Raw genomic sequence first — 24,347 nt, forward strand, 5'->3', positions numbered from 1 at the left:
GATTATGTGCGTAGAATAGGGGCATGGGACATTGGTTGATGGTGGCAAGTGCCGCACTTCTGTCGGGGCTCGCGCAGGCGGCAATTGTGGCAAAAGATGTGGACTACAAGGTCGCAGGAGAGACTTATCAAGGTTATGTGGCGTACGACTCGAGATTTACGGGCAAGCTGCCGGGAGTTTTGATCGTGCACCAATGGGGTGGATTGACCGATTACGAAAAGATGCGTGCACGGCAGCTTGCTGATCTCGGCTATGTCGCCTTTTGCGTGGATATCTACGGCAAAGGCATACGGCCCACCGATCCTGCCGAGCGCGGAGAATACGCCGGATTTTATAAGAACGATCGCGCGCTGTTTCGCCGGAATTTGATGGCTGGTCTCGACCAACTCAAGGCCCAGCCGAAGGTAGATCAAGGCAAATTGGGCGCGATTGGATATTGCTTCGGTGGAACTGGCGTGCTAGAACTCGCTCGTGCGGGGGCCAATGTGAAGGGAGTTGTGAGCTTCCATGGCGGGCTGGATAACCCGAATCCTCAAGATGCGGCTCATATTCGAGCGGAAGTGATGGTGCTTCATGGCGCCGACGATCCGTTCGTGCCGAAGAAAGACGTCGAAGCCTTCAAGGCGGAAATGAAGGCCGCGAAGAAGAAGTTCACGTTCATCGAATATGCGGGCGCGGTGCACTCCTTCACCCAGAAGGAAGCCGGGAACGACAATTCAAAGGGCGCAGCCTATAACGAAGCGGCTGACAAAGCCAGCTTTATTCAGATGCGCGCATTCTTCGCTCGTCTGTTCAAATAATCGTAGCCGGAACGGGTTCGATCATGCCGAAGAGGTCCTTCACATCGGACATTTTCGGCATGATTTCGAGTGTTTGACCCAGGTCAGGTTGTTGCCGGGCTAATCTCTCGATCATTCGGAGCGCGGAAAAGTCTTCAAGAGCGAATCCGACACTATCGAACAGCGTGATTTCGTCGGCGGAATTTCGTCCGGGAACTTCTCCATCCAAAATCCGCCAAAGCTCGGTCACCTCAAAATCGGCGGGCATCTGTTGTAGCTCGCCTTCGATCCGGCTCTGAGGTTCGAACTCGACAACGACCGTGGCGCGGTTCAAAATCGCTGCTTCTAGCTCGGTTTTCCCCGGGCAATCTCCACCAATTCCGTTGATGTGGACGCCAGGCTGAATCATGGAATCCGTCAAGATCGTGGCGTTGGTTTTGTCGGCGGTACAAGTCGTGATGATGTCTGCGCCAGCCGCCGCTTCGGCGGCAGAATTGCAAACGGTCAGCTTCAGTTCGGGGTGGTGACCCATGTTGCGCATCAGCTTTGCAGTGGCTTCAGGGTCGACGTCGTAGAGCCGAAATTCGGAGACGCCGAGCATCTCGTGGAACGCGATCAATTGGAATTCGGATTGGGCGCCATTGCCGATCATTGCCATCACGCGGGAATCTGGGCGGGCCAAAACGCTGGCCGCAAGTACTGAAGTCGCCGCGGTTCGGATAGCGGTCAGGATGGTCATCTCCGAGATCAACATCGGATATCCGGTGCTCATCTTGGCGAGCGCGCCGAACGCCATCACAGTGCTTAATCCCTGTTGCGGGTTCTTCGGATGGCCATTCACATACTTAAAGGAGAACAGCTCCGAGTTTGAAATCGGCATCAATTCGAGAACTCCCAAAGCGCAGTGGTTGGCAGTGCGGGGGGATTTTTCGAAGTCGTTCCAGTTCAAAAAGTCGGTGCGAAGATCTTCGACCAGCTGCCGAATCATGGAGCGCAAACCGACCCGCTGGACCAAAGCACTCATGGCTTGAACATCGATGTAGCGGGTGATTTGGGTTGAATTCGGCATAGCTCTATTATGGAATTTGGAAACCCATTTACGGAACCCCTCGGTGCTAAATCCCAGCATTCTTCTACAGGGTCAGATACACTGAGGGAGTTCTAAACCATGACTATTGAAGCCCTCATTCGAGCCTATTTTGATGCCTTTAATCGCCACGACTTGGACGCCACACTCGCCCTGATGACGGAGGATGTTGTCCACGAAATCAATCAAGGTGGCGCGGAAGTTGGCAAGGATGCGTTTCAGAAATTCAAGCAGACGATGGACGTGCACTATCTAGAACAGATCACCGATCTAGAAGTGATGGTGAGCCAGAATCGCGGATGCGCCGAATTCACCTGCAGCGGTGAATATCTCAAGAAAGATGGCAACTTTCCAGAGGCGCACGGACAAAAGTACTCCATCCGCGCGGCCGCAATTTTTGAGGCGAAAGACGGCAAAATCTGCCGGGTGACATCGTATTACAACGTCCCGGAATGGGTGCGCCAGGTTACGCTGCCAGCTTAATGGATTCTGCGGCGACGCTGGATTGTTGTTGCAGCCATGCCTGTAGCATGATGATCGGCCACACCTGAAGCTGAGCATTTCGCCTGCCAGCATGATGATCTTCCCACACCTTTCGGACTGGTTTTGGATCGAAGATGCCAGTTGATTCGAGGTTATGAACGCAGAGCAACTCTTCGACCCATGGCCGTAGCGGGCCACGAAGCCAGTCATCCAGAGGCGGACTGAATCCCCATTTGGGCTGGTTCATCAGCTCGTCCGGTACGTATTGGGAAACGAGTTTGCGCAACACTCGCTTGCCGGTCATTCCCTGAATCTTGTGTTCAAAAGGCATTTGCCAGGCGAACTGAAGCACCCGATAGTCGAGGAGCGGGTCGCGGACTTCGAGACCGTTTCGCATGCTGGCTCGATCGACTTTAGTGAGCATCTGATCCGGCAGTTGGAGCTTTGTCGTCAGATACATTAGCCGTTCCGTTGGGTCCATGCCGCTGTTCATCAGTGCTGGATCGTCGAATTCGGAATGTGATTGCGTTTCGGAACAGAGAATTGATTCGGGATGAAGCCAACGGCTCACGAGCGACGCATGAGATTCAAGTTCGCCGCGCTTTCGCATCATCGCGCCAAGCTTGTGGAGCTTATTCCCCAAGTCGCGAGGTAATCCGGGCACTGCTTGGCCGAACTTGTTCATCGCTTGTGGGTTGAGCGCACCAAAGGCTGAACCTGCGAGCGACCGAACTGGATATGGCAGGTTACGCGCCAGATTCCAGAATTTTCGGCTGGCGTAATAGATCGGATATCCGCCAAACAGTTCATCACCACCGTCGCCAGACAACGCGACCGTGATTTTCTGCTTTGCAAACTTTGAAACGAGGTATGTCGGGATTTGGGAAGGATCAGCAAACGGTTCGTCGTAGACTGTCGCCATCGTCGGAATCAGGTCGAGTGCTTGGTTTGCGGTAACAATGTGCTCGTGATGGTCGGTTCCTAGGTGCTCTGCAATGCGGCGAGCGGCGGCAGCCTCGCTGAACCCCTCGACGTCGAAGCCCATCGTAAACGTACTCACCGGAGTGGTCGACACCTGCGACATGATCGCGGTCACTGCAGTCGAGTCGATCCCCGCGCTAAGAAAACTGCCAATTGGCACATCGGAAATCATCCGCCGCGAAACCGAATCGCGCAGGAGCTGATCAAGTTCACTCACGGACTGATGAAAGGTCATGGGGACTTGTCTCTGCGAGATGACATCGTCCAAAGACCAGTACGGCACAGGTTGCTGATCCGATATTCCAGGACCGAATCGCACTGTCGTGCCGGCAGGAAGTTTGTAGACTCCCTTGCAAATTGTGTGTGGAGCTGGAACGTGCAAGAATCGGAGATAGTTGGCAACAGAGTTGAGGTCTAGTTCTGGCTCGATTAGACCGGATGCGGTGATGGCACTGAGCTCGCTCGCAAAGACCACCCCACCATTTGGAAGCGGTGCGTAGATGAGGGGTTTGACGCCCACCCGGTCGCGGACCAAGGTCAGGGATTGATCTTCATGATCCCAAACGGCGAAGGCAAACATTCCGTTCAGCTTTTGGACGGCGGCATCAACACCGATTTCGGCGATCAGCTCCAGGAGCACTTCAGTATCCGAAGACGACCTAAGTTGCTCTAGCCTAGGGCCGAGATAGACCTTTAGGTCTTGAAAATTGTAAATCTCACCGTTGAACGTGATCGAAAAGCGTCCGCAGGAAGAGGTCATTGGCTGGCTTGCGACATCTCTGAGGTCGATGATTGAGAGCCTCTGGTGGCAGAAACCCAGGTTGTGGTGCTCCCATTGCTGAATGCCAGATCCATCGGGCCCGCGGTGCTCGGTGGCCTTGTTCATTCGGGCAAGCGCATTGCCTAGCTCTCGCCGATCCAACCTGAAATCTAGAATTCCGCCAATTCCGCACATATCTCTTTCGCCAACAGGTCGCAATAGGTGACCGCTATGTCAAATCTCGGGAATTTGTTAGGTTTTCATTAGAGGAAACCTTACAGACACTCTGAGGTTTTTGGCAGTGATAAACTCAAGGTGATGAAAGTTCAAGAATTTCTTGCACAAGGGACCGAGAAGTCGGCGAGTGAGCTGATCCGACAAGCAGGACGATTGCCAGCAGACAAGTTGACTTGGCAACCCGCCGACACGGCACGCAACGCGTTGGATCAGGTTGCAGAGTGCGCGGTGATCGGCAGGTTCATTCCAAACATTTTGGAAACACGCGAAACTCCGAAGTTCGACGAGGAAAGCATGGCGCGGTTCAAGGCTGCGAAGGAAGAGCTGGACACCTTGGAGAAGGCGAGCGAAGCTCTGCAAGCCTCAACTGCGTTGACAGCGGCGGCCATTCGAGCGATGCCCGATGAAGCTCTCGAAGAAACCATGCAATTTTTTGGTCCTGAGCCGTGGACTATCTTGCAGATCATGGGGATGCACAAGTGGAATATGGATTACCACTGCGGCCAGATTTGCTATATCCAAACGCTGCTCGGCGACAAAGATATGTTCTGATAAACGCAAAACGGCCAGGCGGATGCCTGGCCGTTTTTTTGTGTCTGACGATTAGTCCAAGTCGAACTTGATTCCTTGGGCGAGGGCTGGCTTTTCTCGACCAAAAAAGGTCGTGCTGGTTTGCCGTCGCATGTAAGCGCGCCAGCTATCTGAACCGGATTCTCGTCCACCTCCGGTTTCCTTCTCGCCACCGAATGCGCCGCCAATCTCTGCGCCGCTGGTGCCAATGTTCACGTTCGCGATTCCGCAATCGCTGTGGCGCTTGAAATACTCTGCGTCCCGGACGTCAGTTGTCATGATCGTGGAACTGAGGCCTTGCGGAACCTCATTGTGAACCTGCATCGCTTCTTCCAGCGTGTCGTAAGGGAACAGATATGTGATCGGCGCGAACGTCTCTTCAAAGATTGTTTCCGATTGTTTTGGTAGCAAAACCAGCGCTGGATGCACGTAGTATCCGCCAGGATATTCGCTGTCCAATACTCGGTGACCGCCCACGATCTCGGTGGCTTCTGCTTTTACTCGGCCGAGCGCAGATTGCATCATGTCGAATGCCGCGCCGTCAATGAGCGGGCCGACCAACGTGCCGGCATTCAACGGATTACCGATTTTAGTCTCTCCAATCTGCAAGTAAGCTTTCTTGAGCGTGGCAAAAACTTTGTCCACGAGCGAGCGGTGGCAAATCACGCGCCGGGTGGTCGTGCAGCGTTGTCCCGCTGTGCCGACCGAACCGAACAGGATGCTTGGAATCGCAACGTCCAAATCGGCTGAAGGCGTGATGATCATGGCGTTGTTGCCGCCGAGTTCGAGAAGTGATCGACCAAATCTGGCCGCAACTTTTGGTCCGACCGTTCTGCCCATACGAGTAGAACCGGTCGCGCTGATCAAAGGAACCTTGGTGCTCTCGACGAGCGCGTTGCCTTGTTCGACCGCGCCAAGAATCACCTGACTCAATCCCTTCGGAGCGTCGGCAAAATCAGCCAGAACTTCATCGAGAATCGCTTGCGATGCGAGTGCTGTCAGCGGGGTCTTCTCGCTCGGCTTCCAGAGGCACGAATCGCCGCAAACGAGTGCCAAGCATGCGTTCCAAGCCCAAACAGCGACAGGGAAATTGAATGCAGAAATGATGCCGACCGGACCGAGAGGCAGCCAGTTTTCTTGCATCACGTGGTCCTTTCGTTCACTGGCGATTGTGAGGCCGTAGAGTTGGCGACTGAGCCCAACGGCGTAGTCGCAAATGTCGATCATCTCCTGGACTTCGCCGCGGCCTTCTTCGAGGATCTTGCCGCACTCCAATGTGACGAGCATGGCGAGGTCTTCCTTCTTCTCGCGGAGCTTTTCGCCGAAGAGCCGCACCAGTTCACCGCGCCGTGGTCCTGGAATCACGCGCCATTCGTTAAACGCCTTGACGGAGAGATCAATCTTCGCATTGACCTGATCGACAGTATCAAATTTTAGGTTGGCGATGGTTGAGCCATCCACGGGTGTGGTCACCACGAGATCGGTTCCTTCAAAGCTGGCGAGGTTTGGAATCAGCCGTGAAATGATCTCTGCGTGGGTGGAAAGGAGTTGTGGACTCATGCTTGATTTGTACCTGGTTTTGAACTCAAAAGTCGCTGTTTTTGAACCTGCGGAGCCGCAAGGAGTTCAATACAACGGTCACGCTGGATAGCGCCATCGCTGCCGCCGCCGCCATCGGATTGAGTTTGCCGACCATCGCCAGCGGGATCATCAGCACGTTGTAACAAAACGCCCAGACGAGGTTGGACTTGATGGTTTTGACGGTTGATCGTGCAAGCAGGATGGTGGTGGGAACGAGCCGCAAGTCGTTTCGCATCAGCGTGACTCCTGCGGTTTCGAGAGCGACGCCAGAACCGCCCGATAGCGCAAAACCGATGTCGGCTTGAGCCAATGCTGGTGCGTCATTGATTCCATCGCCGACAAAGCCTGAGGCGCCTTGACTCTCTCGCACAATGCTCAGCTTCTCGGAAGGCGACTTGCTCGCAAACGCATGCTTGATCTTGATTTCGGCAGCAACTCGGTCCGCGATTTTCTGGTTGTCGCCAGTGATCATGGTGGTGGCGATACCGATCGCATTGAGCTTAGAAACAGCTTGATGCGCTTCTGAGCGGATTGAGTCTTCAAACGTCATCGATGCCAGCTCGTTGCCGACTTCGTCCAAGAGAGCGCTGGTCGTGACTTCATGCTCCGTGTCGCGTTTCGAGACAACGGAGAATTTGGTTCCATCGACGGTTCCGGACACGCCTTTGCCAGGAATAGACTCGAACATTTCGACGGGTTTGGGTTCAATGCCGCGCTCCTGGGCGTAGGTGACGATCGCGCGCGCCAATGGATGTTCGCTCATCGCTTCGAGGCTGACAATCGTTTGGAGATGCGTTTCGTCGGACAGCGATGTGAGCCGTGGTTGGCCTTCCGTGAGCGTGCCTGTTTTGTCGAAGAAGATGGTTTTGGTCGATGCGGCACGCTCCAGGACTTCGCCATCCTTGATCAGGATTCCAAGTTCGGCTGCACGTCCGGTGCTGACGATCAATGCTGTTGGTGTGGCCAAACCCAGAGCGCAAGGGCATGCGATGACGAGCACGGCCACAGCGCGGATCAGCGCGCCCTCGATTGGAACTCCAGTCGCTATGCTCACCAACGCGGTCAGGATCGAGAGAGCGATGATCGATGGGACAAAGACGCTCGAGACTTTATCTGCGAGATTCTGAATGGGTGCCTTGCTCGACTGCGCTCTGCGCACCGCGCGGATGATGCCTGCCAAAAGGGTCTGCTTGCCAACCAGATTGGCACGCATCACGAAGCTACCATTGGTGTTGAGTGTTCCAGCAAAAACCGTGTCGCCCACTCGCTTTTCAATGAGGTTTGATTCGCCCGTGAGCATGGCTTCATTCACAAATGAGGCACCGCTGACAAGCTCGCCATCCACAGGAATGGAAGCACCAGGCAGAATTTTGAGGGCATCTCCGACTTTGACCTGGTCTAGTGGGACTTCATTTTCCGTTCCATCTTCCTGAACCCGGATCACCATCGGTGGAGCGAGTTGAATCAACTTTTTGATCGCACCAGACATGCGTGTCTTTGCGGAGGATTCGAGGTATCTCCCGAGCAATACCAAGGTGATGATCACGGCACCGGTTTCGAAATAGATATGCTCGTTTTGATGATGGGAATTGCCTGCGTAGGCGATTAGCCCATAAATGCTCATGGCGAAGGCCGCCGCTGAACCTAATGCGACCAGTGTGGCCATACTGCTCGCCCGCTGCTTTGCAAGCTGGTATGCCTCTGAAAAGAATTCACGACCGGACCATGCATAAACAGGAATAGACAACGCCAGGAGCAGCCAATTGATGGGCTCTGGGCGATGGTGCCAGAACATCGAAAGTAGAAAAATCGGCAGGGTGAATGCCCCTGCTATCAACAAATTTGATGTGCTTGGGCTGAGGTCTGGAGTCGCAGAAGTGTCGCTCAGAACCTCGGCGGGGTAGCCAGATTTTGTGACTGTTTCAGCGACTTGTTCTGGAGTGAGATCGGGCGAATGCACGACCAAAGCCGTGTTGTCGGTTAGGTTGACCTGTGCGGATTCGACAGTGGGGAGCTTCTTAAGTGCGCGTTCGACCCGACCAACACAGGCGGCGCAGTGCATGCCTTCGATCTTGATTTCTGTTTCCAAATGAGACATATACTAGGCGGGGGTATTAGGAACGAATGAAGCGAGTTAAAGTGGTTCTCAGTTCGTCCACAAGGTCTTCGTGGGACATCGCTTGGGCGCAATCGTGGGCGGAGTCTGTGGTGTGCCCGATAATGCAAGAGTCGATGTGACTGATCACGAGTTCTGCGCCGATTTGATCTAGCGCAGCTTTGGCAGCGGAGAGCTGAGTGAGCACGTCTACACAGTATCGTCCGTCCTTGATCATCGACCTAATGCCAGCGATCTGCCCTTCGGCTCGGGCAAGACGGCGGTCTAGAGCCTTTGCTGTGACTTCGTTCATAATGACAATATACCTCTATAGGGTATACGTCAAAACAGGTTGGCTTGTTGCGGGCCAGATGGTTCGGGGTCAAACTCGAATGGGTGAACGATCGGATGTAGGAGCGATTCTGGTGACGGCCCTATCAACCAATCTTCAAATCGCTCCTGAGGGAGGATCAGTGGCATTCGGTCGTGGATTTCTGCCATGCGGCCTTGTGCCTCGGTTGTGATTATGGTGAAACTGTTGATGCCGTTCCACTGGTCGTACAGCCCGGCAAAGGCGATCAGGGGTTGCCCTTGAACCGTGATCTTGATCTTCTGTTTATCGCTCCACTCAAAGAAGTGGCTTGCAGGGACAAGGCACCTCGACCGCTTGAAAGGCTCGCGGAAGGTGGGCTTTTCGGTGACCGTTTCGCTTCTGGCGTTGAAAGCTCGCACGCCGACTTTGGGATCGTCTGCCCAATACGGAATGAGCCCCCATCGCATCGGCACCGCCGATCCCAGAGTGGTGATGATCTCGGCTTGGTCCGTCGGGCGCAGGTCGTCGCGAGCCAAGTCTGATTGCAGTTCAGTCCCAAAAAGGAACTGGAATTGATGAGGGCTGACGATCAATCCGAATCTGGCGCACACGCCTCATTCTGAACTTTTCTCAAAAAATGTGTGGAAGACCATACACTTTTGGGTCTGATATGATAATAATAGTAGACATATATGCAGTATATTGTCTACGTATCGATATACCAGTTTTATGTCCGAGAGTTGCAGCGATTGCAACCGACGGATTGCGCGCGAGTGGTGATGCGAGAGGGGCGCGTGCTGGATGCCAACGATTTGGCATTGGCGAGCGGAATCCTGGTTGGGATGTCTGAAGGTGAGACCAAGACCGTTCTGGATGGCGGTGGAGAAATCATCGAGTTTCGTCAGGATGAATTTGAGCGCTCAAGAGAAACATGGCTGAATGTCTGCGCCAAATTCACTGATGTCATTGAGCCAAGGTTGCCTCATGAAGCATTCTTGGATTTGAGCAGTCATCCCAGACCCAGCGAGGTTTTATCTCTTTTGCGCCGGGCTCTTGAAAAGATGCTGGAACTTAGCGTTGTCGTGGGTGTTTCGCAGTGTCGCTGGGTGGCAGAACTTGCCGCAAAGCGCAATGATGCAGATAAGCTGGCGTACTTCTCTCCTCAGATGTTTGTGGCTCACGAACCGACTGCGATGCTATCTGAAATTCCGCCTGAGATTCGGTCACAACTCACCTTTTTAGGTTATCGCAAGGTTGGTGAAGTGGCAGAAATCGACCGGAATGTGTTGCTTCAGCAGTTTGGTGAAATCGGGCATTCAGTTTTTGATGCAGCGCGAGGAATGGGGGACGCTGTGGTCCATCCGCGCTATCCCAAGAATGCGATTGCTGTCTCCAAGCAGTTCGATGGAGCACCAGAAAACTGGGAGGAATTTTGGAATCTTGTTTGCCTTTTGGGGGATCAACTGGGAGGCCAGCTAGAGGCAAAGGGGCTTTGTGGTCGGCAACTCACTTTGGTGTATGAGTTTGCCAATGGCGGGCGAAGAAGAATCAGTCGGTCGTTTATCAAATCGTTCTTCCATCCACTGACTGTTCGTTGCGCGATCAAGCTGATGACTCAAAAATTCCCAGAGCATCCTGTAGAGCGAATTCGGCTGATCGCCACAGAAGTTGAACCTAGTGATGGGATTCAAATGGGTCTTGAAGGCATGAAATCGCGTCGGGAGCGGGTTCGAAGCGTGCATTCGGCTGTTCAAAGTTTGCAGCAAGTATTTGGAGACAAGGTGATTGAACGCGCCAGTGAGATGCCTCAAGAGCGCAGAAGCAAAGTGTTGTCTGCTTGGAGAGAGGTGTATGGCTGGCACTGATCCTGTGATCGCCAAATGGAGAGAGGCCGGAAAGTGGTGGGAGTTTGAACCTTACAAAGAATTTACGCGAATTTCTGGCGAAAAGCGAGAGATCGTCAAGACCTCTAAGAGCTTGGGACTGAGTTTCTCAAAAAATCAAAATAAATCACCAGAAAATCACAAGGAGGAATGGAATCTCCGTGAGCGGAAAATTCGAGACGAGAAAGTAGCGGCGGCATGTGGCCAACTTCCTCCGCAGTACTACGAGCTTCAAGCCGCCCAAAAAGAAACAGCCTGGTCTGTCATCACAGGAGCAGGGAGCAGCACGCCACTGCGGAACCAGGGCTATGTCGCTCTGCATTGCCTTTCAGGCTACACGTTTGGTCGCTCGGTGATGCTTGCTGAGGAGATTGCGACTCTGTGCGCCTTGGGAGGCTGCTCGGCTGCCGCCATAGTCGATCAGTTCAGTCTGGCCGGGGCGATTGAATTTTCAAAGGCTTGTAAGCGCAATGGGATTCAGCCCTTGATCGGCATGAGTGTCGAGCTTGAAGAAGGTGGGTGGATTGTGTTGATCGCGAAAAGCAAGCGCGGATATCGGTGCCTCAGCCTTCTTGCTACGGAATGTCATCTGAGTGAAGAGCGGCTTTTTCCCTTAGCGAATTGGAATCGTTTGGCGAAACACAGCCTCGATTTGATCTGCCTGACTGGGGGTGATCTTGGGCCGATCGATCGCAGGCTTGCTCGCAAAGACTACGCTGATGCCGCAGAGATACTCGACCGGCTGATTGGAATCTATGGCTCATCGAACGTGTTCGTTGAGATCGAGCGAAGCCATCTTCCTTGGCAGAGAAAGGTTGAAAAGTTGCTGCTTGAATTGGCCACTGAAAAAGGGGTTCTCGCAGTTGCCGGAGGAGTCGTAACCCATGCTCGCCGGGATCAGTTCATTGCGCAGGATGTGCTCGTTTGTGCAGACACTTTGTGCTTGATCGACGAAGTGATCGGAAGGAAGCCAACTCGCTCCGACCAGCAACCGCAGATTCCACCCGTTCCTATTCGTGCTATCAATGCGGAACGGTTCCTAAAAACTGAGCACGAAATGTCAACGTTGTTTCACGATAGAATCGATCTGATAGAAAATGCGCGAAAAATATCCGAAAATTGCGATCTAGATGTTCTGCCTGGTCGTACAAGCCTGCCGCCATTGTTCCCAGACGACGCATTAGCCCTGCGAGAGATCATTGACATCAACAAATTTTCGGCGTACAAAAAAATTACTCGAAAAATAGATTCAAGGCTCGGTTATGAGCTAGAGCGAGTTATTTCGCTGGGATTTTCGACACATTTTCTGGTTGCCTTTGATATGGTTCGCTGGTCAAAAGAGCAAGGGATCCAGTTGAGCGGTCGGGGCTCGGTGGTGGATAGTGCGCTAGCCTATGTCCTCGGTTTCTCCCGGATCGATGCCATTCAACACAACTTGCATTTCGATCGGTTTCTACCCTCTGATGGAAACAAGCGACCAGATATTGACATCGATTTTGAAGCTAGGCGTCGTGACGATGTTCGTGGTTATCTGACCCAGAAATATGGTGTTGAGAGGGTCGCGACGGTTTGCGCTTTTGGTGCCTATTGCTCGCGAGGAATTGTGCGCGAAGTTGGAAAGGTGTTTGGAATTCCTGATCACCTCATAGGATTTCTTGCAAAGAAAATTCATGGTGGAGTTGCCCCGGATAAGATCGAACAAGCGCTACAAAATCGCCCAGAATTGCGCGAACATCATATTCCTATTGAACGATTTCGATGGGTCATTCGCCTCGCTGAGAGGCTGATGGACGTTCCGAGAAACATCCGCAGCCATTCTTCTGGGGTGGTGATCAGTTCACAGCCCATCGCAGAGACCGTGCCTGTACAATGGGGCGGAGCAGGGTCTTCAAAAATAGCGGAAAATAGCGATAAATTCCTGAGGATTATCCAATGGGACAAGCGCTCATCAAAAGTCGCCTTCGATAAATTCGATATCCTTTGTCTTCGTGGCCAGGACGTTCTAAGCGATATTCACGACAAAGTGACTGTCAAAGACCAAGACTTTGATGTCAGCAAGGTCACTTTGGAAGATGAAGAGGCATATCGTGCCTTTCGGAGCGGAGAGCTGATCGGTATTCCACAGTCCGCCTCGCCGGCAATGAGGCAAGCACATGTCCGCCTTAAAACCCAAAATCTTGAGGACGCTTCTTTGGTCCAAGCTGGAATCCGGCCAGGGGTTGGTGGCGCTGTGAAGATGAATGAACTGATCGCTCGTCGCTCAGGTTCAAAGCCGTATAGCTTTTTACACCCAAAATTAGAAGAAATTCTAGGCCACACCTACGGCATCATCGTGTTCCAAGAGCAGGTCGATCAGCTATTGCAAGAGTTCTGTGGGTGCAGTTCTGGCGAGGCCGAAGACATCCGCGATTCGATTCACAAGCGGCGAAGAGAAGACTTTGGCCAGATGATCAAGGAAAAAATCATCGAACGCGTGCTGTCAAACGGACACTCGGTCGCCATCGCTGAGCAAGTTTTTGACTACGTCGCTGGGTTCAAAGGATACGGATTTGCTCAAGGGCACGCGCTGGCATTTGCAGAAATTTCCGTGCGCTGTGTCCACCTCATGCAGAATCATCCCGCTGAGTATTTCGCTGCGTTATTGAATGCTCAGCCAGCAGGATATTACGGGCCGTGCACGATCGCTAACGAGGCGAGATCGCGTGGGGTGAGTTTTGCCCGTCCATGCGTGAACAGTAGTAGTCTTGGGTTCATTGTTGATGAAACTCGCTGTGAAGAATCTGGGCTCATTGTCCCTGGAGGTAGCATTCGGATCGGATTTCACCAGATTCAAGGTCTTTCAAAGGGCACGAAAAGAAAAATCGAAGAAATTCATGAAAAATTAGTGGATTCTGGTGAGGATCAAGACCAGCAGCCTTTTCACAGTGCTCCGCTTAGGTTCAACACTCGCGTGAAAACAGCGACGCAGCCATTGCCGAAGTCGCAGAAAAGGGCGGCATTCAGTAGCTTCTTTGATTTTGTACATCAAGTTCAGCCGAACCGCGATGAGCTAGAACAATTGATTCTTGCGGGAGCATTTGATTGCTTTTGTACTCATCGTAGGGCACTACTCTGGGCGGTGCCAAGCGCATATCAATATTCAAAATCTCTTCAAGGTGGCGGCGAGAATCCAATGTTGCCGATGCTCATTCCGGAGCCAGAACTGCACACCCACCTGGCAGATATGGATGAACAGGAGAGGGCAGCCTATGAGCGGATGGTCTTGTGTATGGATGTTGATGCACACCTGATGGCTTTCGAGCGGCCACGGATTGCAGGAAAGGCAGTCACCACGCAGGAGGCGCGTAGACTCACTCCTGGGGTGCCAGCGATTGTGGTGGGCAATCCAATCCGGCTTAGGTTTCCACCGACACCAAGTGGAAAGCGAGTGGTGTTCTTCGACCTCGAGGACGAAACCGGCCTACTGAATGTGACCTGCTTTGATCGCGTTTATCAGGAATGCGGCAAGGCAATCGTCACCGCGCCGTATGTCACTCTATTCGGAGAATCTCAAAACAGAGATGGACACACGGCGTTTTTGGCGTCACGGGTGATCCCATATCGCCCAATGTTGTTGCGTGACAGAATCCACCAACTCCCCGTGAGGAACGGTGACTTCTTGATGGGAGGGAATACTACGCCAAAATTAGCTTAGCGGCCCGGATTCAGCTTGCTGAAAAGCATCGATTCCAGAGCTTGCTTTGCGCCTTCGCACTCGATCAATTCCAGAACTTCTGCTGCAAACGCATAAACCAAAATCGCCCTTGCTTCTGCATCCCCGATGCCACGACTCTTCAGATAGAACAGTGCATCTTCTCGCAGATGCCCAATGGTTGCCCCGTGGGTGCATTTGACGTCGTCCGCAAAGATCTCCAGCTGTGGCTTGGTATCAATTTCGGCGTTCGGCGAGAGCAACAAAGTCTTGTTTGTTTGCTTTGCGTCCGTCTTTTGCGCGTCCTGATGGACAAAAATCTTGCCGTTGAAAACGGCACGAGAATGATCGCTGAGAAGGTGTTTGTAAACCTCAAAGCTCTCGCAATGGGGCTTGACGTGATCCAACCGAGTTCGATTGTCCACATGTTGATCGCCCGAAAGAGCGACGACACCATCAAACCTAGTGTGCGCGTTCGATCCGTCAATGAAGATGTTAATCACGTTTCGAGCAATCGCCGAACCAAAAACCACATTGTACGATCGGTAAGTCGAGTCAGACTCTTGCTTGACTTCAACCAGACCCAGCGTTGTCGTTTTCAGGGATTCTGCACAAACGCGCACATGTTCGATCACCGCGTTTGGTGCCACAAAAATCTCGGTGACTGGGATCGTGAGGTGGCTGTCGTCATCGGCAGAGAGATAGGTCTCAATCAACTCTGCTTCTGAACCAGATTCGGCATTGATCACGAGCCTTGGAAAGCTCGCCGAATTCGCTCCAGAAGAGATGAAGACGACGTGAACCGGCTTATCTAGCTTCTCATTGCTAGCGAGCCCAAGAAATAGACCTTCCGAGAATGAAGCGGTGTTTGATGATGCAAAAACGTCTGCACCAGGCTTGCTCAGTCGCCCTAAATGCGCCGCTACCGTGAACTTTGCCTCGTCAATTCGAGCGAGTGTGCCCACCAGAGCTTGGCCCTTCGTCGATTGCGAAAGAAGTTCGACCGAAAGCCCGGCATGATCCGAGAGTTCCGCAGAATACTGCCCGTTAACGAACACGACTCGGTATTGATCAAATCCAAACAACGGGTGCGAAGCGAAGTCAAACTGGTCAATTCCTCCGCCCTGATTCCACTTTGTTTCCGAAACTGATCGAAGCGAGGTGTACTTGTATTCTTCGTCGTTGGTCGTTGGAAAACCGAGCGTATTCGCGCGTTCCAACGCCGCTTCACGGAGCTGTCGGATGCCTGGGATGGCGTCCATCGAGGCGTAAATTCCTTCCAAAATCATAGGAGTGATTGTTCCTGAGCTCATGGTAGGTTACGCCTTTGCAGCCAGTTCTTCTTCGATCCAGCCGTATCCCTTGGCTTCAAGTTCGTGAGCGAGTTCCTTACCGCCCGATTTCACGATTCTGCCATTCACCAGAACGTGGACAAAGTCAGGCACGATGTAGTTCAGGAGCCGCTGATAGTGGGTCACCACCAAGAATGAGCGCTCTGGTCCTCGGAGGGCGTTTACGCCATCGGCAACCACCTTGAGTGCGTCAATGTCCAGTCCAGAATCGGTTTCGTCCAAAACGGAGAACTTCGGTTCGAGAACAGCCATTTGAAACACCTCATTGCGCTTTTTTTCGCCACCGGAGAATCCTTCGTTGACGCTTCGAGAGAGCATAGCGGAATCCAGTCCAAGCTGCTTCGCCTTGTCCTTCACAAAGTTCATGAACTTCAGGGCATCGATTTCTTCTTCACCGCGTTGCTTTCGCACGGCGTTCAGAGCGGCGCGGAGGAAGTAGGCGTTCGAGACGCCTGGAATTTCGACCGGATACTGGAACGCGAGGAAAAGACCTCGAACAGCTCGCTCATCAACAGCCAGTTCCAAAATGTCTTCGCCTTCAAACAAGACCTGACCTTCGGTGACTTCGTAGTCGTCACGACCAGCGATGATGTTGGCGAGGGTCGATTTACCAGAGCCGTTTGGCCCCATGATGGCGTGAACTTCGCCCGGATTGATCTTGAGGTCGATACCCTTGAGGATCTGTTTGTCCTCGACATTTGCGTGAAGATTTTTGATTTCGATCATGTCAGTCAGCTTTGTTGGCGAGCCTCGCCGGAAACTCTATTACTTTGTATAGAATGATACCTTTTGCTACGTCTCGGACTCAAGATTTGTTGTTGACTACCGTGCTTCGCCAACAAGAATCAATCCCGCCCAGTGCTCGTCCATGATCACAAGTCCGGCGTCAAAGGTCAAATCCGTAAGCGAATTCCAGCCTGTTAGGCCGTTCTCGTCGATGCTCAAAACGTTTGTGAAAACTTGGCGCGGCATCTGAAAAGTGTCGAGCAAGTGCTCCGCCGTGGCGCGCGCTTCGATCGGTTCCATGAACCAATAGTTGGTCGTGAGCGACTTTCCCAGAAGTCGAACGAGCAGGTTTTCCGCGGTGTACGAATCCACTTCCGCCCAGCGATCGCTCAATGGCTTTGCTCCGATTTCTTCGGCAAACGAATCACATTCAGCGACGGGATTTTCAAAAGACTCTCTTCGCCGCAATTGAACCCAGCATTTTTGTCCTCTGTCCGAATCGCGAAGACCTTCGCCGACCTTTTCCCACTGTCGGAATTTGAGTGCGAATCGCTTGTCGCTTCCTGGTTCGTGCATGGCTGTTAATTAACCTGTTCCACCCTAGCGTCGTCGAACAACAGTTCGATGGTACTCGCAGAGCCGATTCGAGAGCCGTCGGTGGTCGCAGTCGCTGCGCCAGCAGCAAGCCCCCATTGAAGAGAATCTGGCACTGATAGCCCCCTCGTTAGCGCGGCTAAGAAACCCCCAAGCATCGAGTCTCCTGCACCAATAGAACTCACCGGTTCGATATCAGGCGAATAACCGCGATAGATTTTGCCTTCGAAACAGCAGATCGCTCCATCATCACCTAAGCTGATGAGCGCGATTCCTCCAGGAGCTAGCTTCGACTCCAGTTCCAAAATTGCTGCGCTAAGATCTGATTCTGAATTGAGCTCTCTGCCCAAAAGCCGTTCAGCTTCGTGCCGATTGGGCTTGATCATGTCGGGCACAGCCGTCATTCCTTTCGTCAATACTTCTCCATCAGCGTCGATGAGAAGTTTTGCGCCTGCCGAACGAGCAATCTTGCCGAGTTCTGCATAGGCGCCTTTGTCGATACCAGGCGGGACCGAGCCGCAAAGACAAACCCATTTCGCCTTTGCCGCTAAAGCAGTTAGGCTCGATTTAAGCGCCGACCACTCTTCTTCCGAGATCATGGGGCCAGAGGAGTTGAAGGTTGTCGGCGGCGTACCGTCATTCGTTTCGATCGAATAGTTCGTGCGCGTTTCTCCGCTGATAGTCGTCATCTTCAGCGTGATGCAGGCGTCGGTGAGCAGCGATTGGTATCGTGAAGCAATGCTCCCACCCAGAAAGCCGATGGCTGTTGTCTGGGCACCTAGTGCACCCGCCACCCGGCTGAGATTCACGCCTTTGCCGCCGGCATCGGCTTGGGTGCTCACCACGCGATTGGTGTCGCCGACAAGCAGTTTTTCTACAAACAACTGCTGATCCAGGCACGGATTGAGTGTGACAGTAAGAATCATCGGGCCATGACTTCGACGAGGAGCAGCTTTTCAGGATCGATGGTGCGCTCGGTGCTGAGGACATAGTTCAGCGGGTGACTCACAAGCTGGTTACCATCCACACCGACCATCTCCCCAGAGAATCCACTCATCAGCCGGTTGGCCGCGTGGGTGCCTAGTCGGAGAGCGAGCACTCGGTCAAAAGCTGTCGGGCTACCGCCACGTTGCATGTGCCCGAGCACAAGATAGCGCGCTTCGAAACCGGTGTTCTTTTCGATGAAGTCACGCACTTCATTTGCTCGCAATGCACCTTCAGCGACGATGATCAAGCTCGATCGTTTGCCCTTTTCGTGCATTTCTTTCAGGCTTTCGCAAATCTCAAAGAGCGAGTATGGGATTTCTGGAATGATCACTGCCTCGGCGCCACCAGCCAAGCCGGATTCCAAAGCGATAAATCCGTTGTGTCGCCCCATCACCTCGATCACGAATACGCGTTCGTGGGAATAGGCGGTATCTCGCACGCGGTCAATCGCTCCCAGCGCACCATTGACGGCTGTGTCGAACCCGATGGAGAAATCGGTGCCACTGATGTCGTTGTCAATCGAGCCTGGCACGCCCATGACCGGAAATCCAAACTCTTCGTAAAGCGCCTTTGCACCAGTCAGCGAACCGTCCCCGCCAATCACAACCAAGCCTTCGATTCCGAGAGAAGTGAGGTTATCGAACGCCTTCTTCCGGCCTTCCATCGTGCGGAATTCTTTGCTCCGGGCAGTGCGCAAGATCGTGCCGCCTTGCGAAATGATGCCGCCGACGCTCTTGGATTCGAGTTCGATGTACTCCATTCCAATCACGCCTTCATAGCCGTGATAGAAGCCAACCACGCTGGCACCTCGACCGATGGCTGCGCGAACCGTTCCTCGAATGGCGGCGTTCATTCCTGGTGAGTCACCACCACTAGTGATTACGGCTATGCGCTTCATGCTTCATACATTATGATCTTAGCAGGCCCAAAAAGCAGATCGCCCTCGACAATACAGCCGAGGGCGAACTTTTGGGTTGAACCAGAATCTACGAATTGAGTTTCTTGGCTTCTTCGATGTCGATTCGGACCGGAACGGTGAACCAGAATGTCGAACCTACGCCGACTTCAGACTCGCACCAGATTCGGCCCATGTGAACCTTCTCGACGAGATTGCGAACCAAGAACAGACCCAAACCGGTTCCATAAATCTTTCGGTTGTCGTCGTTGTCCACACGGTGGAACATTTCGAAAACCTTCGCAAGGTGATCCTTTGGAATACCGAGGCCCTGGTCTTGTACGCCGATCTTGACGAATCCATCCTCGACGAGTGCGTGCAACGTGATGTCGCCACCGTTTGGCGCGTACTTGATCGCGTTGTTCATCAGGTTCGTGAGAATCTGGTCGAACTTGTCTCGGTCGCCGATAATCGTCGCTGGCAATTCGCCGGTGAAGTTCGCCTTCAAGGTGTGCTTGTTGGTTGCCTGTTGCTGAACCTTCAACACCTTATCGAGCTGTTCGACAAGCGGGAATTCGCTATAGTCCGGCTTGAGGGACTCACCAGCTTCGATTCGGCTGGTGTTCAACAAGTCGTCAATCAATCGTCGAAGTCGGTCGCATTCGCCAACCACGATAGTCAAGAACTCCTTCTGTTCGTCCTTGCCAAACATGTCATCGTCGATGCCATCGAGCAGGGTGCTGGAGAAGCCCTTGATTGCGGTGAGCGGCGTTCGAAGTTCGTGCGACGCCATCGCCACGAAGCTCGACTTCATCTTTTCGATGTTCTTAAGGTCGGTGATATCGTTCAAGATGAGCACAACACCAAGATCGCGTCCATCTTCGTACTTCACTTGCGCACCGTTGAGCTGATAAATCCGTTCGGAATTCGCAAGCGAGACGGTGACTTCCGAGGTGCCACCCTCGCCGCCAGCGTTTGCACGTGTGAACAACTCGGCGATTTCTGCTTGCGGCATGATCTCGGCGTATGGCTTGCCAATTGGGGAAGTCTCCGCTCCAAAAATGGCGCGAGCCGAATTGTTCATTTGGCTGATGCGTCCGTCGCTGGTAACGAGCACCAAGCCGGCGCTAAGCGATTCGAGAGTCTGGAGGAGTTCTTCTCGCTCTTCGACCACTTCTCGGTACAGCTGGAGGTTGGCGATAATCGAACCAACGTTTCGTGCCATTCGCTCCAGGAGCCGAACGTCTTCGTCGTTAAAATCTTCGTTGTGTCGCTTGTTAAACGCGTGCAGAACGCCGATGGTTGTTCTGTCTGTGACGCGGTTTTCTTCGTCCCGCTTCTCGATGACCAGAGGTACGGTCACACCATTGGTGACGTGCAATAAAGTGACGTGATCTTGGATCGTGCGATCATCGGCGACCGCATCGTGGAAGATCATTGGTTCCGAATCTCGGAAAACTTGGCCGGAAATACCTTGGGTTGCTTTTACGCGGAAGAAGGGAAGTCGTTCTTCTTCAACGCCGAACGCTGGAGGGATTGCCTTGAGTTCACCTGCTTCGCGATCGTGGAACATGATCACGATCTTTTCGGCTTGAAGGATCATCGCAATTCGTTGAACGAGCCTTCGAAGAGTTGCTTCGCCCTCTTGAATTGGCGTGATGTCGACAGGAGTGTCGCTGCCAACTTTCGCTTCTGCTGCCTGCGCTCGGTTTCGGGAATCTGCGTTTTCGAGCTTGCCGCGAAGTTCTTCGACTTGTTGCTTTAAGGCTTCGTTCTCGGCTTTCAGTTTAGAAAGTTCTTCTTCGTTCATCAGTTGGCTATCCGCGCTCAAAAAATCCTCCGGGAGCGAGGCGCTAGATTACCCCGCCAGACCATGCGTTGTACGTTGATGGTCGAAAGTCCAGTTCCCTTGACGGGATAAAACTGGCAAGAGTTCGGCCACTAGGACCAACTTCTAACACTCTTGCGATCCGTGCAATTTTTTGTGACATCCGTATAATGACGGTGAAGTGTCTGATCACCTCGAAGAAATTCCGCTTTTCCCATTACATGCGGTGTTGCTGCCCTACGAGCGGTTGCAGCTACACATCTTCGAGCCTCGCTATCGCGAAATGATCAACAATTGTCTCGAGTACGACTTGCCATTTGGCGTCTCGCTGATCCGGCAAGGGCAAGAAGTGGGTGGAATCGCCGAGCCGTATTTGGTCGGCACCGCAGCTAGGATTGACCAAGTCCACCGCTATCCGGATGGTCGCATGCACGTGAGCGTGTATGGTGAACGGCGATTTCGCATTCGACGACTGATTGAGGACAAGCCTTATTTGGTTGGGATGTGTGAGCCGCTCATCGAACAAAAGCAGTTTGGCTCGCCTCGTTTGCTTTCACTCTGCGCCCAGATGATCGAGGAGTTTCGTTTGCTGATTAACGGCATGCTCGCAAGGCCCGACTTCAATATCGATATTCAATTACCGGAAGATCCGACGGCACTCAGCTTTGTCGTGGCGAAGTTTTTGAACTTAGATAACACGATCAAACAGCGACTACTCGAACTCACGAGTACCGAAGAACGACTTGACGAGCTTATTCCTCTGATCGAAAAGCAGATTATCGAAAGCAAAGTTCAGGATGTTAAACGGTTGACTGTCGAACATCTCAGCGAGTGGATCACGCCAAACTGATCGGCTTCATTTCGCTCCAATTTTCGCCCACTTTGGCATCGACTTCAATCGGCACCGAAATCGGCATTGCTTCTTCCATCAAGTGCTTGACTGGGCTGAGCAAACTGTCCTCTCCATCTTTTAGCTCGAAAACGAGTTCGTCGTGAACCTGTAGCAGCATTCGAGTTTGCGCTGATCCCAGTTTCTTTCGGACATCAATCATGGCCATTTTGACCAAATCGCTCGCCGCGCCCTGAATAGGAGCATTCATCGCTTGTCGCTCGGCATATTGGCGAACGGCGCGATTCGAGTTATGGATGTCAGGGAAGTATCGTCGCCGCCCCATCAGTGTGGTCGTAAAGCTCTTGCTCCGGGCGGTTTCGACGACACTTTCAGTGAATTTCTTGACGGTGGGGAATCGCTCGAAATACTGCTCGATCAGGGCCTTTGCGGCTTTGGTATCGAACCCTGCTCCCAATTGTTGCGCCAATCCGAAATCGGTCACACCATAGAGCACTGCGTAATTGAGCATTTTGGCGAGCCTTCGTTGTTCCTTCGAAACCTCGGATTGCTCCAGGTTGAACATCAGCGCAGCCGTCACCGTGTGAACATCGACACGGTCGTTGAACGCCTTGACTAGATTTTCATCTTCGCAAAGATGTGCCAGGAGGCGTAATTCGATCTGGCTGTAGTCCAGTGACGCGAGGCTGTAGCCTTCGCCCGCAATAAACGCCTTACGGATTTGACGCCCCAGTTCCGTTCGAATCGGAATGTTTTGTAGATTCGGTTCGTTTGAGCTAAGTCGGCCTGTTGCGGCAACCGTTTGGTTGAAACTCGTGTGGATGCGTCCATCCTCCGCCACCATCCTCGGAAGCGAATCGGAATAGGTGCTTTTGAGCTTGCTCAATTCCCGGAAGTGCTGGACTTCAGCCGCAATCGGGTGCTCGATCTCTTGCAAAATTTCTGCGCCGGTCGCCCATCCGGTTTTGGTCTTCTTGCCGCCCGGAATCTCCATCTTCTCAAACAGCACTTCGCCGAGCTGCTTCGGACTGGCGATCAAAAACTCTTGCCCTGCCAGCTCGAAAATTTTTGCCTTGGAAAGGCCGATTTGCTCTTCCAGCGAATGCGACATGTCGACAAGGAACTCGGTGCTGAGCCGGATTCCATGCCCTTCCATTTCGGCAAGAATGGGGATCAGTGGAAGCTCAATATCATTGAGAATTCGGGTTTGGTCTTCGGCCTTCACTCGATCGGTCATCACCGGGTAGACCATCGAAAGTCCGACGGCGATTTGTTCGGCGGTACCTGGGTGTGCGGTGTCGAGGTAACCCTGGATGATATCGCCCACTGTGTAGTTCGATCGGCCAGACTGGAGCACATAGGCCGCGATCATCGTGTCCATTCCGGGCGCGGTTAGGTTCAATTCAGCCTTCTTGTAAAGCGATTTGACATCGTGACCGATCGCTGAAGCTGGGTTGTCCAAGAAGATCTCTTTGCCTAGAGCCGCCGGTGCTTGCCAAACTTCTTTGCCAATGGCGAGGTAAGCCCTGCCAGAGGTTTCGTCGGTATCGAACATGGACGACTGCGCCGTCGAGGCGGCAAAGAAAATGCCGTACTTGCGACCAAAGGAGATCTTTTGCCATTCGGCGACAGATCGTATTTCGCCCTTCAAATCCGGCTCAATCGCTTCGGCGACGATCTCCGTTGGAGCGTTGCCGATTCCTCCCGCACCGCCCTCTTGGTAGCGCGCGAATAACACGGGGAACCTCTTTGCGTGAGATTTGAATTCAAGCTGAACCAGCAGTTTTTCGGCTCGTTCCAGGTGGGTTTCGTCGATTCGAAATGGATTGAAATTGAACTCCAGCGGTACTTGCCGAACGATGGTTGCTAGCCACTTCGATTTCGGAATCTGTTCAAGCGCAGGCTCCAGCTTCTTTCGGAACTTCTCCTCCACTTCGCCGATCTTGGCCATGATGTTTTCGACCGTTCCATATTCTTGAATGAGCTTCGAAGCGGACTTGTCGCCGATGCCAGGAACTCCGGGAATGTTGTCGCTTGTGTCGCCAACCAAAGCCTTGTAGTCCGGAATGTATTCCGGATCGAATCCGTACCTCGCCTTCACTGCATCGGGGTCGTAGGTCGAAACTTCGGAAACGCCTTGCTTTGGGGTTACCACAGTCACACAGTGGTCGACCAATTGGAGGGCGTCTAAGTCACCGGTGATGATCACGGTGTGATAGCCATTTTCTTCTGCCTGCTTAGACAATGTTCCGACGACATCGTCGGCTTCGAACCCGGGCATCTCGATCATCGGGATTCCCAGCGCTTCAATCAGTTCCCGCGAACCTAAGAGTTGTTCGACCAGTTCAGGTGGAGTTTCCTTGCGAGTGCCCTTGTACGCTTCAAACTCTTCATGTCGAAAGGTTTTGGCGTGGGCATCTAGCGCCACCACGATGCAATCTGGCTGGAATTGCCCGATCAGGCTGAATACCATCGACGTAAATCCATAGAGCGCATTGGTGGGGCGCCCATCGCTCGTGCTCATATACCGAGTGGCATAAAAGGAGCGAAACAGAAGGGAGTATCCGTCGATCAGCAAAAGCCGTTTTGGGGGCATAGTCCAACCGAGCGTACCCCTACAAACCAGAATTTTCTAGCAGTTTTAGAAGGTTGCAG

The 24,347-nt window shown here is 52.9% G+C and carries 19 protein-coding genes; 6 read left to right on the forward strand and 13 right to left on the reverse strand.

Annotated features, from left to right (window positions below):
• Positions 1-23 precede the first annotated feature (23 nt).
• Complete coding sequence (locus tag J0L72_07535; protein MBN8690630.1) at positions 24-800, forward strand: dienelactone hydrolase family protein; 777 nt, start codon at positions 24-26, stop codon at positions 798-800.
• Here the strand turns inward: J0L72_07535 and J0L72_07540 are convergent.
• Entirely contained in the window at positions 793-1,830 is a 1,038-nt protein-coding gene (locus tag J0L72_07540) for an ornithine cyclodeaminase (GenBank protein ID MBN8690631.1), read from the reverse strand. The two genes, J0L72_07535 and J0L72_07540, sit on opposite strands and share 8 nt — an antisense overlap.
• A 117-nt stretch (positions 1,831-1,947) precedes the next feature.
• Between J0L72_07540 and J0L72_07545 the strand changes: the two genes are divergently transcribed.
• The gene (locus J0L72_07545; protein ID MBN8690632.1) at positions 1,948-2,349 is read left to right on the forward strand and encodes a nuclear transport factor 2 family protein; all 402 of its coding nucleotides are present in this window, start codon (positions 1,948-1,950) and stop codon (positions 2,347-2,349) included.
• On the opposite strand, the gene asnB is transcribed toward J0L72_07545, so the two are convergent.
• On the reverse strand, positions 2,333-4,285 hold the full coding sequence (asnB, locus tag J0L72_07550) for an asparagine synthase (glutamine-hydrolyzing) (protein MBN8690633.1): 1,953 nt from the start codon (positions 4,283-4,285) through the stop codon (positions 2,333-2,335). The two genes, J0L72_07545 and asnB, sit on opposite strands and share 17 nt — an antisense overlap.
• 123 nt (positions 4,286-4,408) lie before the next feature.
• Here asnB and J0L72_07555 point away from each other — a divergent pair, with 123 nt between their 5' ends.
• Positions 4,409-4,879: a DinB family protein gene (locus J0L72_07555; protein MBN8690634.1), complete on the forward strand. Its 471-nt coding sequence runs from the start codon at positions 4,409-4,411 to the stop codon at positions 4,877-4,879.
• Between the two features lie 51 nt (positions 4,880-4,930).
• Here J0L72_07555 and J0L72_07560 read toward each other — a convergent pair whose 3' ends face one another.
• The 4 genes from J0L72_07560 to J0L72_07575 are packed head-to-tail and all read right to left on the reverse strand — an operon-like array spanning position 4,931 to position 9,497.
• Entirely contained in the window at positions 4,931-6,457 is a 1,527-nt protein-coding gene (locus tag J0L72_07560) for an aldehyde dehydrogenase family protein (GenBank protein ID MBN8690635.1), read from the reverse strand.
• A gap of 25 nt (positions 6,458-6,482) precedes the next feature.
• Complete coding sequence (gene cadA / locus J0L72_07565; GenBank protein MBN8690636.1) at positions 6,483-8,576, reverse strand: cadmium-translocating P-type ATPase; 2,094 nt, start codon at positions 8,574-8,576, stop codon at positions 6,483-6,485.
• 16 nt (positions 8,577-8,592) lie between these two features.
• Positions 8,593-8,886, reverse strand: coding sequence for a metal-sensitive transcriptional regulator (locus J0L72_07570; protein MBN8690637.1), 294 nt, complete (start codon positions 8,884-8,886; stop codon positions 8,593-8,595).
• Positions 8,887-8,915: 29 nt separating this feature from the next.
• Positions 8,916-9,497: an SOS response-associated peptidase gene (locus tag J0L72_07575; GenBank protein ID MBN8690638.1), complete on the reverse strand. Its 582-nt coding sequence runs from the start codon at positions 9,495-9,497 to the stop codon at positions 8,916-8,918.
• 81 nt (positions 9,498-9,578) lie between these two features.
• On the opposite strand from J0L72_07575, the gene J0L72_07580 reads away from it, so the two are divergent.
• Both J0L72_07580 and J0L72_07585 read left to right on the forward strand, forming a co-directional pair.
• A complete protein-coding gene (locus tag J0L72_07580) occupies positions 9,579-10,751 on the forward strand; it encodes a hypothetical protein (protein ID MBN8690639.1) in 1,173 nt (390 codons plus the stop codon).
• On the forward strand, positions 10,738-14,463 hold the full coding sequence (locus J0L72_07585) for a DNA polymerase III subunit alpha (protein ID MBN8690640.1): 3,726 nt from the start codon (positions 10,738-10,740) through the stop codon (positions 14,461-14,463). Before J0L72_07580 ends, J0L72_07585 begins: the two co-directional genes overlap by 14 nt.
• Here the strand turns inward: J0L72_07585 and sufD are convergent.
• From sufD to J0L72_07615, 6 genes are all read right to left on the reverse strand, one after another.
• A complete protein-coding gene (sufD, locus tag J0L72_07590; protein ID MBN8690641.1) occupies positions 14,460-15,773 on the reverse strand; it encodes a Fe-S cluster assembly protein SufD in 1,314 nt (437 codons plus the stop codon). The genes J0L72_07585 and sufD overlap by 4 nt on opposite strands.
• Positions 15,774-15,779: 6 nt before the next feature.
• Positions 15,780-16,538 (reverse strand): Fe-S cluster assembly ATPase SufC, encoded by a 759-nt coding sequence (gene sufC / locus J0L72_07595; GenBank protein MBN8690642.1) that lies wholly within the window; start codon positions 16,536-16,538, stop codon positions 15,780-15,782.
• Positions 16,539-16,634: 96 nt separating this feature from the next.
• Entirely contained in the window at positions 16,635-17,114 is a 480-nt protein-coding gene (locus tag J0L72_07600) for a hypothetical protein (protein ID MBN8690643.1), read from the reverse strand.
• 5 nt (positions 17,115-17,119) lie between these two features.
• Positions 17,120-18,058, reverse strand: a complete 939-nt coding sequence (locus tag J0L72_07605) for a 1-phosphofructokinase family hexose kinase (protein MBN8690644.1) — start codon at positions 18,056-18,058, stop codon at positions 17,120-17,122.
• Complete coding sequence (gene pfkA / locus J0L72_07610; protein MBN8690645.1) at positions 18,055-19,017, reverse strand: 6-phosphofructokinase; 963 nt, start codon at positions 19,015-19,017, stop codon at positions 18,055-18,057. The genes J0L72_07605 and pfkA overlap by 4 nt, the downstream gene beginning before the upstream one ends.
• A gap of 88 nt (positions 19,018-19,105) precedes the next feature.
• Positions 19,106-20,824, reverse strand: a complete 1,719-nt coding sequence (locus J0L72_07615) for a PAS domain-containing protein (protein ID MBN8690646.1) — start codon at positions 20,822-20,824, stop codon at positions 19,106-19,108.
• A 199-nt stretch (positions 20,825-21,023) separates the two neighbouring features.
• On the opposite strand from J0L72_07615, the gene J0L72_07620 reads away from it, so the two are divergent.
• Positions 21,024-21,692, forward strand: coding sequence for an LON peptidase substrate-binding domain-containing protein (locus tag J0L72_07620; GenBank protein ID MBN8690647.1), 669 nt, complete (start codon positions 21,024-21,026; stop codon positions 21,690-21,692).
• Here J0L72_07620 and polA read toward each other — a convergent pair.
• On the reverse strand, positions 21,679-24,288 hold the full coding sequence (gene polA / locus J0L72_07625) for a DNA polymerase I (protein ID MBN8690648.1): 2,610 nt from the start codon (positions 24,286-24,288) through the stop codon (positions 21,679-21,681). The genes J0L72_07620 and polA overlap by 14 nt on opposite strands.
• Between the last annotated feature and the right edge of the window lie 59 nt (positions 24,289-24,347).

It is taken from the genome of Armatimonadota bacterium, assembly GCA_017303935.1.
Lineage (GTDB): Bacteria > Armatimonadota > Fimbriimonadia > Fimbriimonadales > Fimbriimonadaceae > JAFLBD01.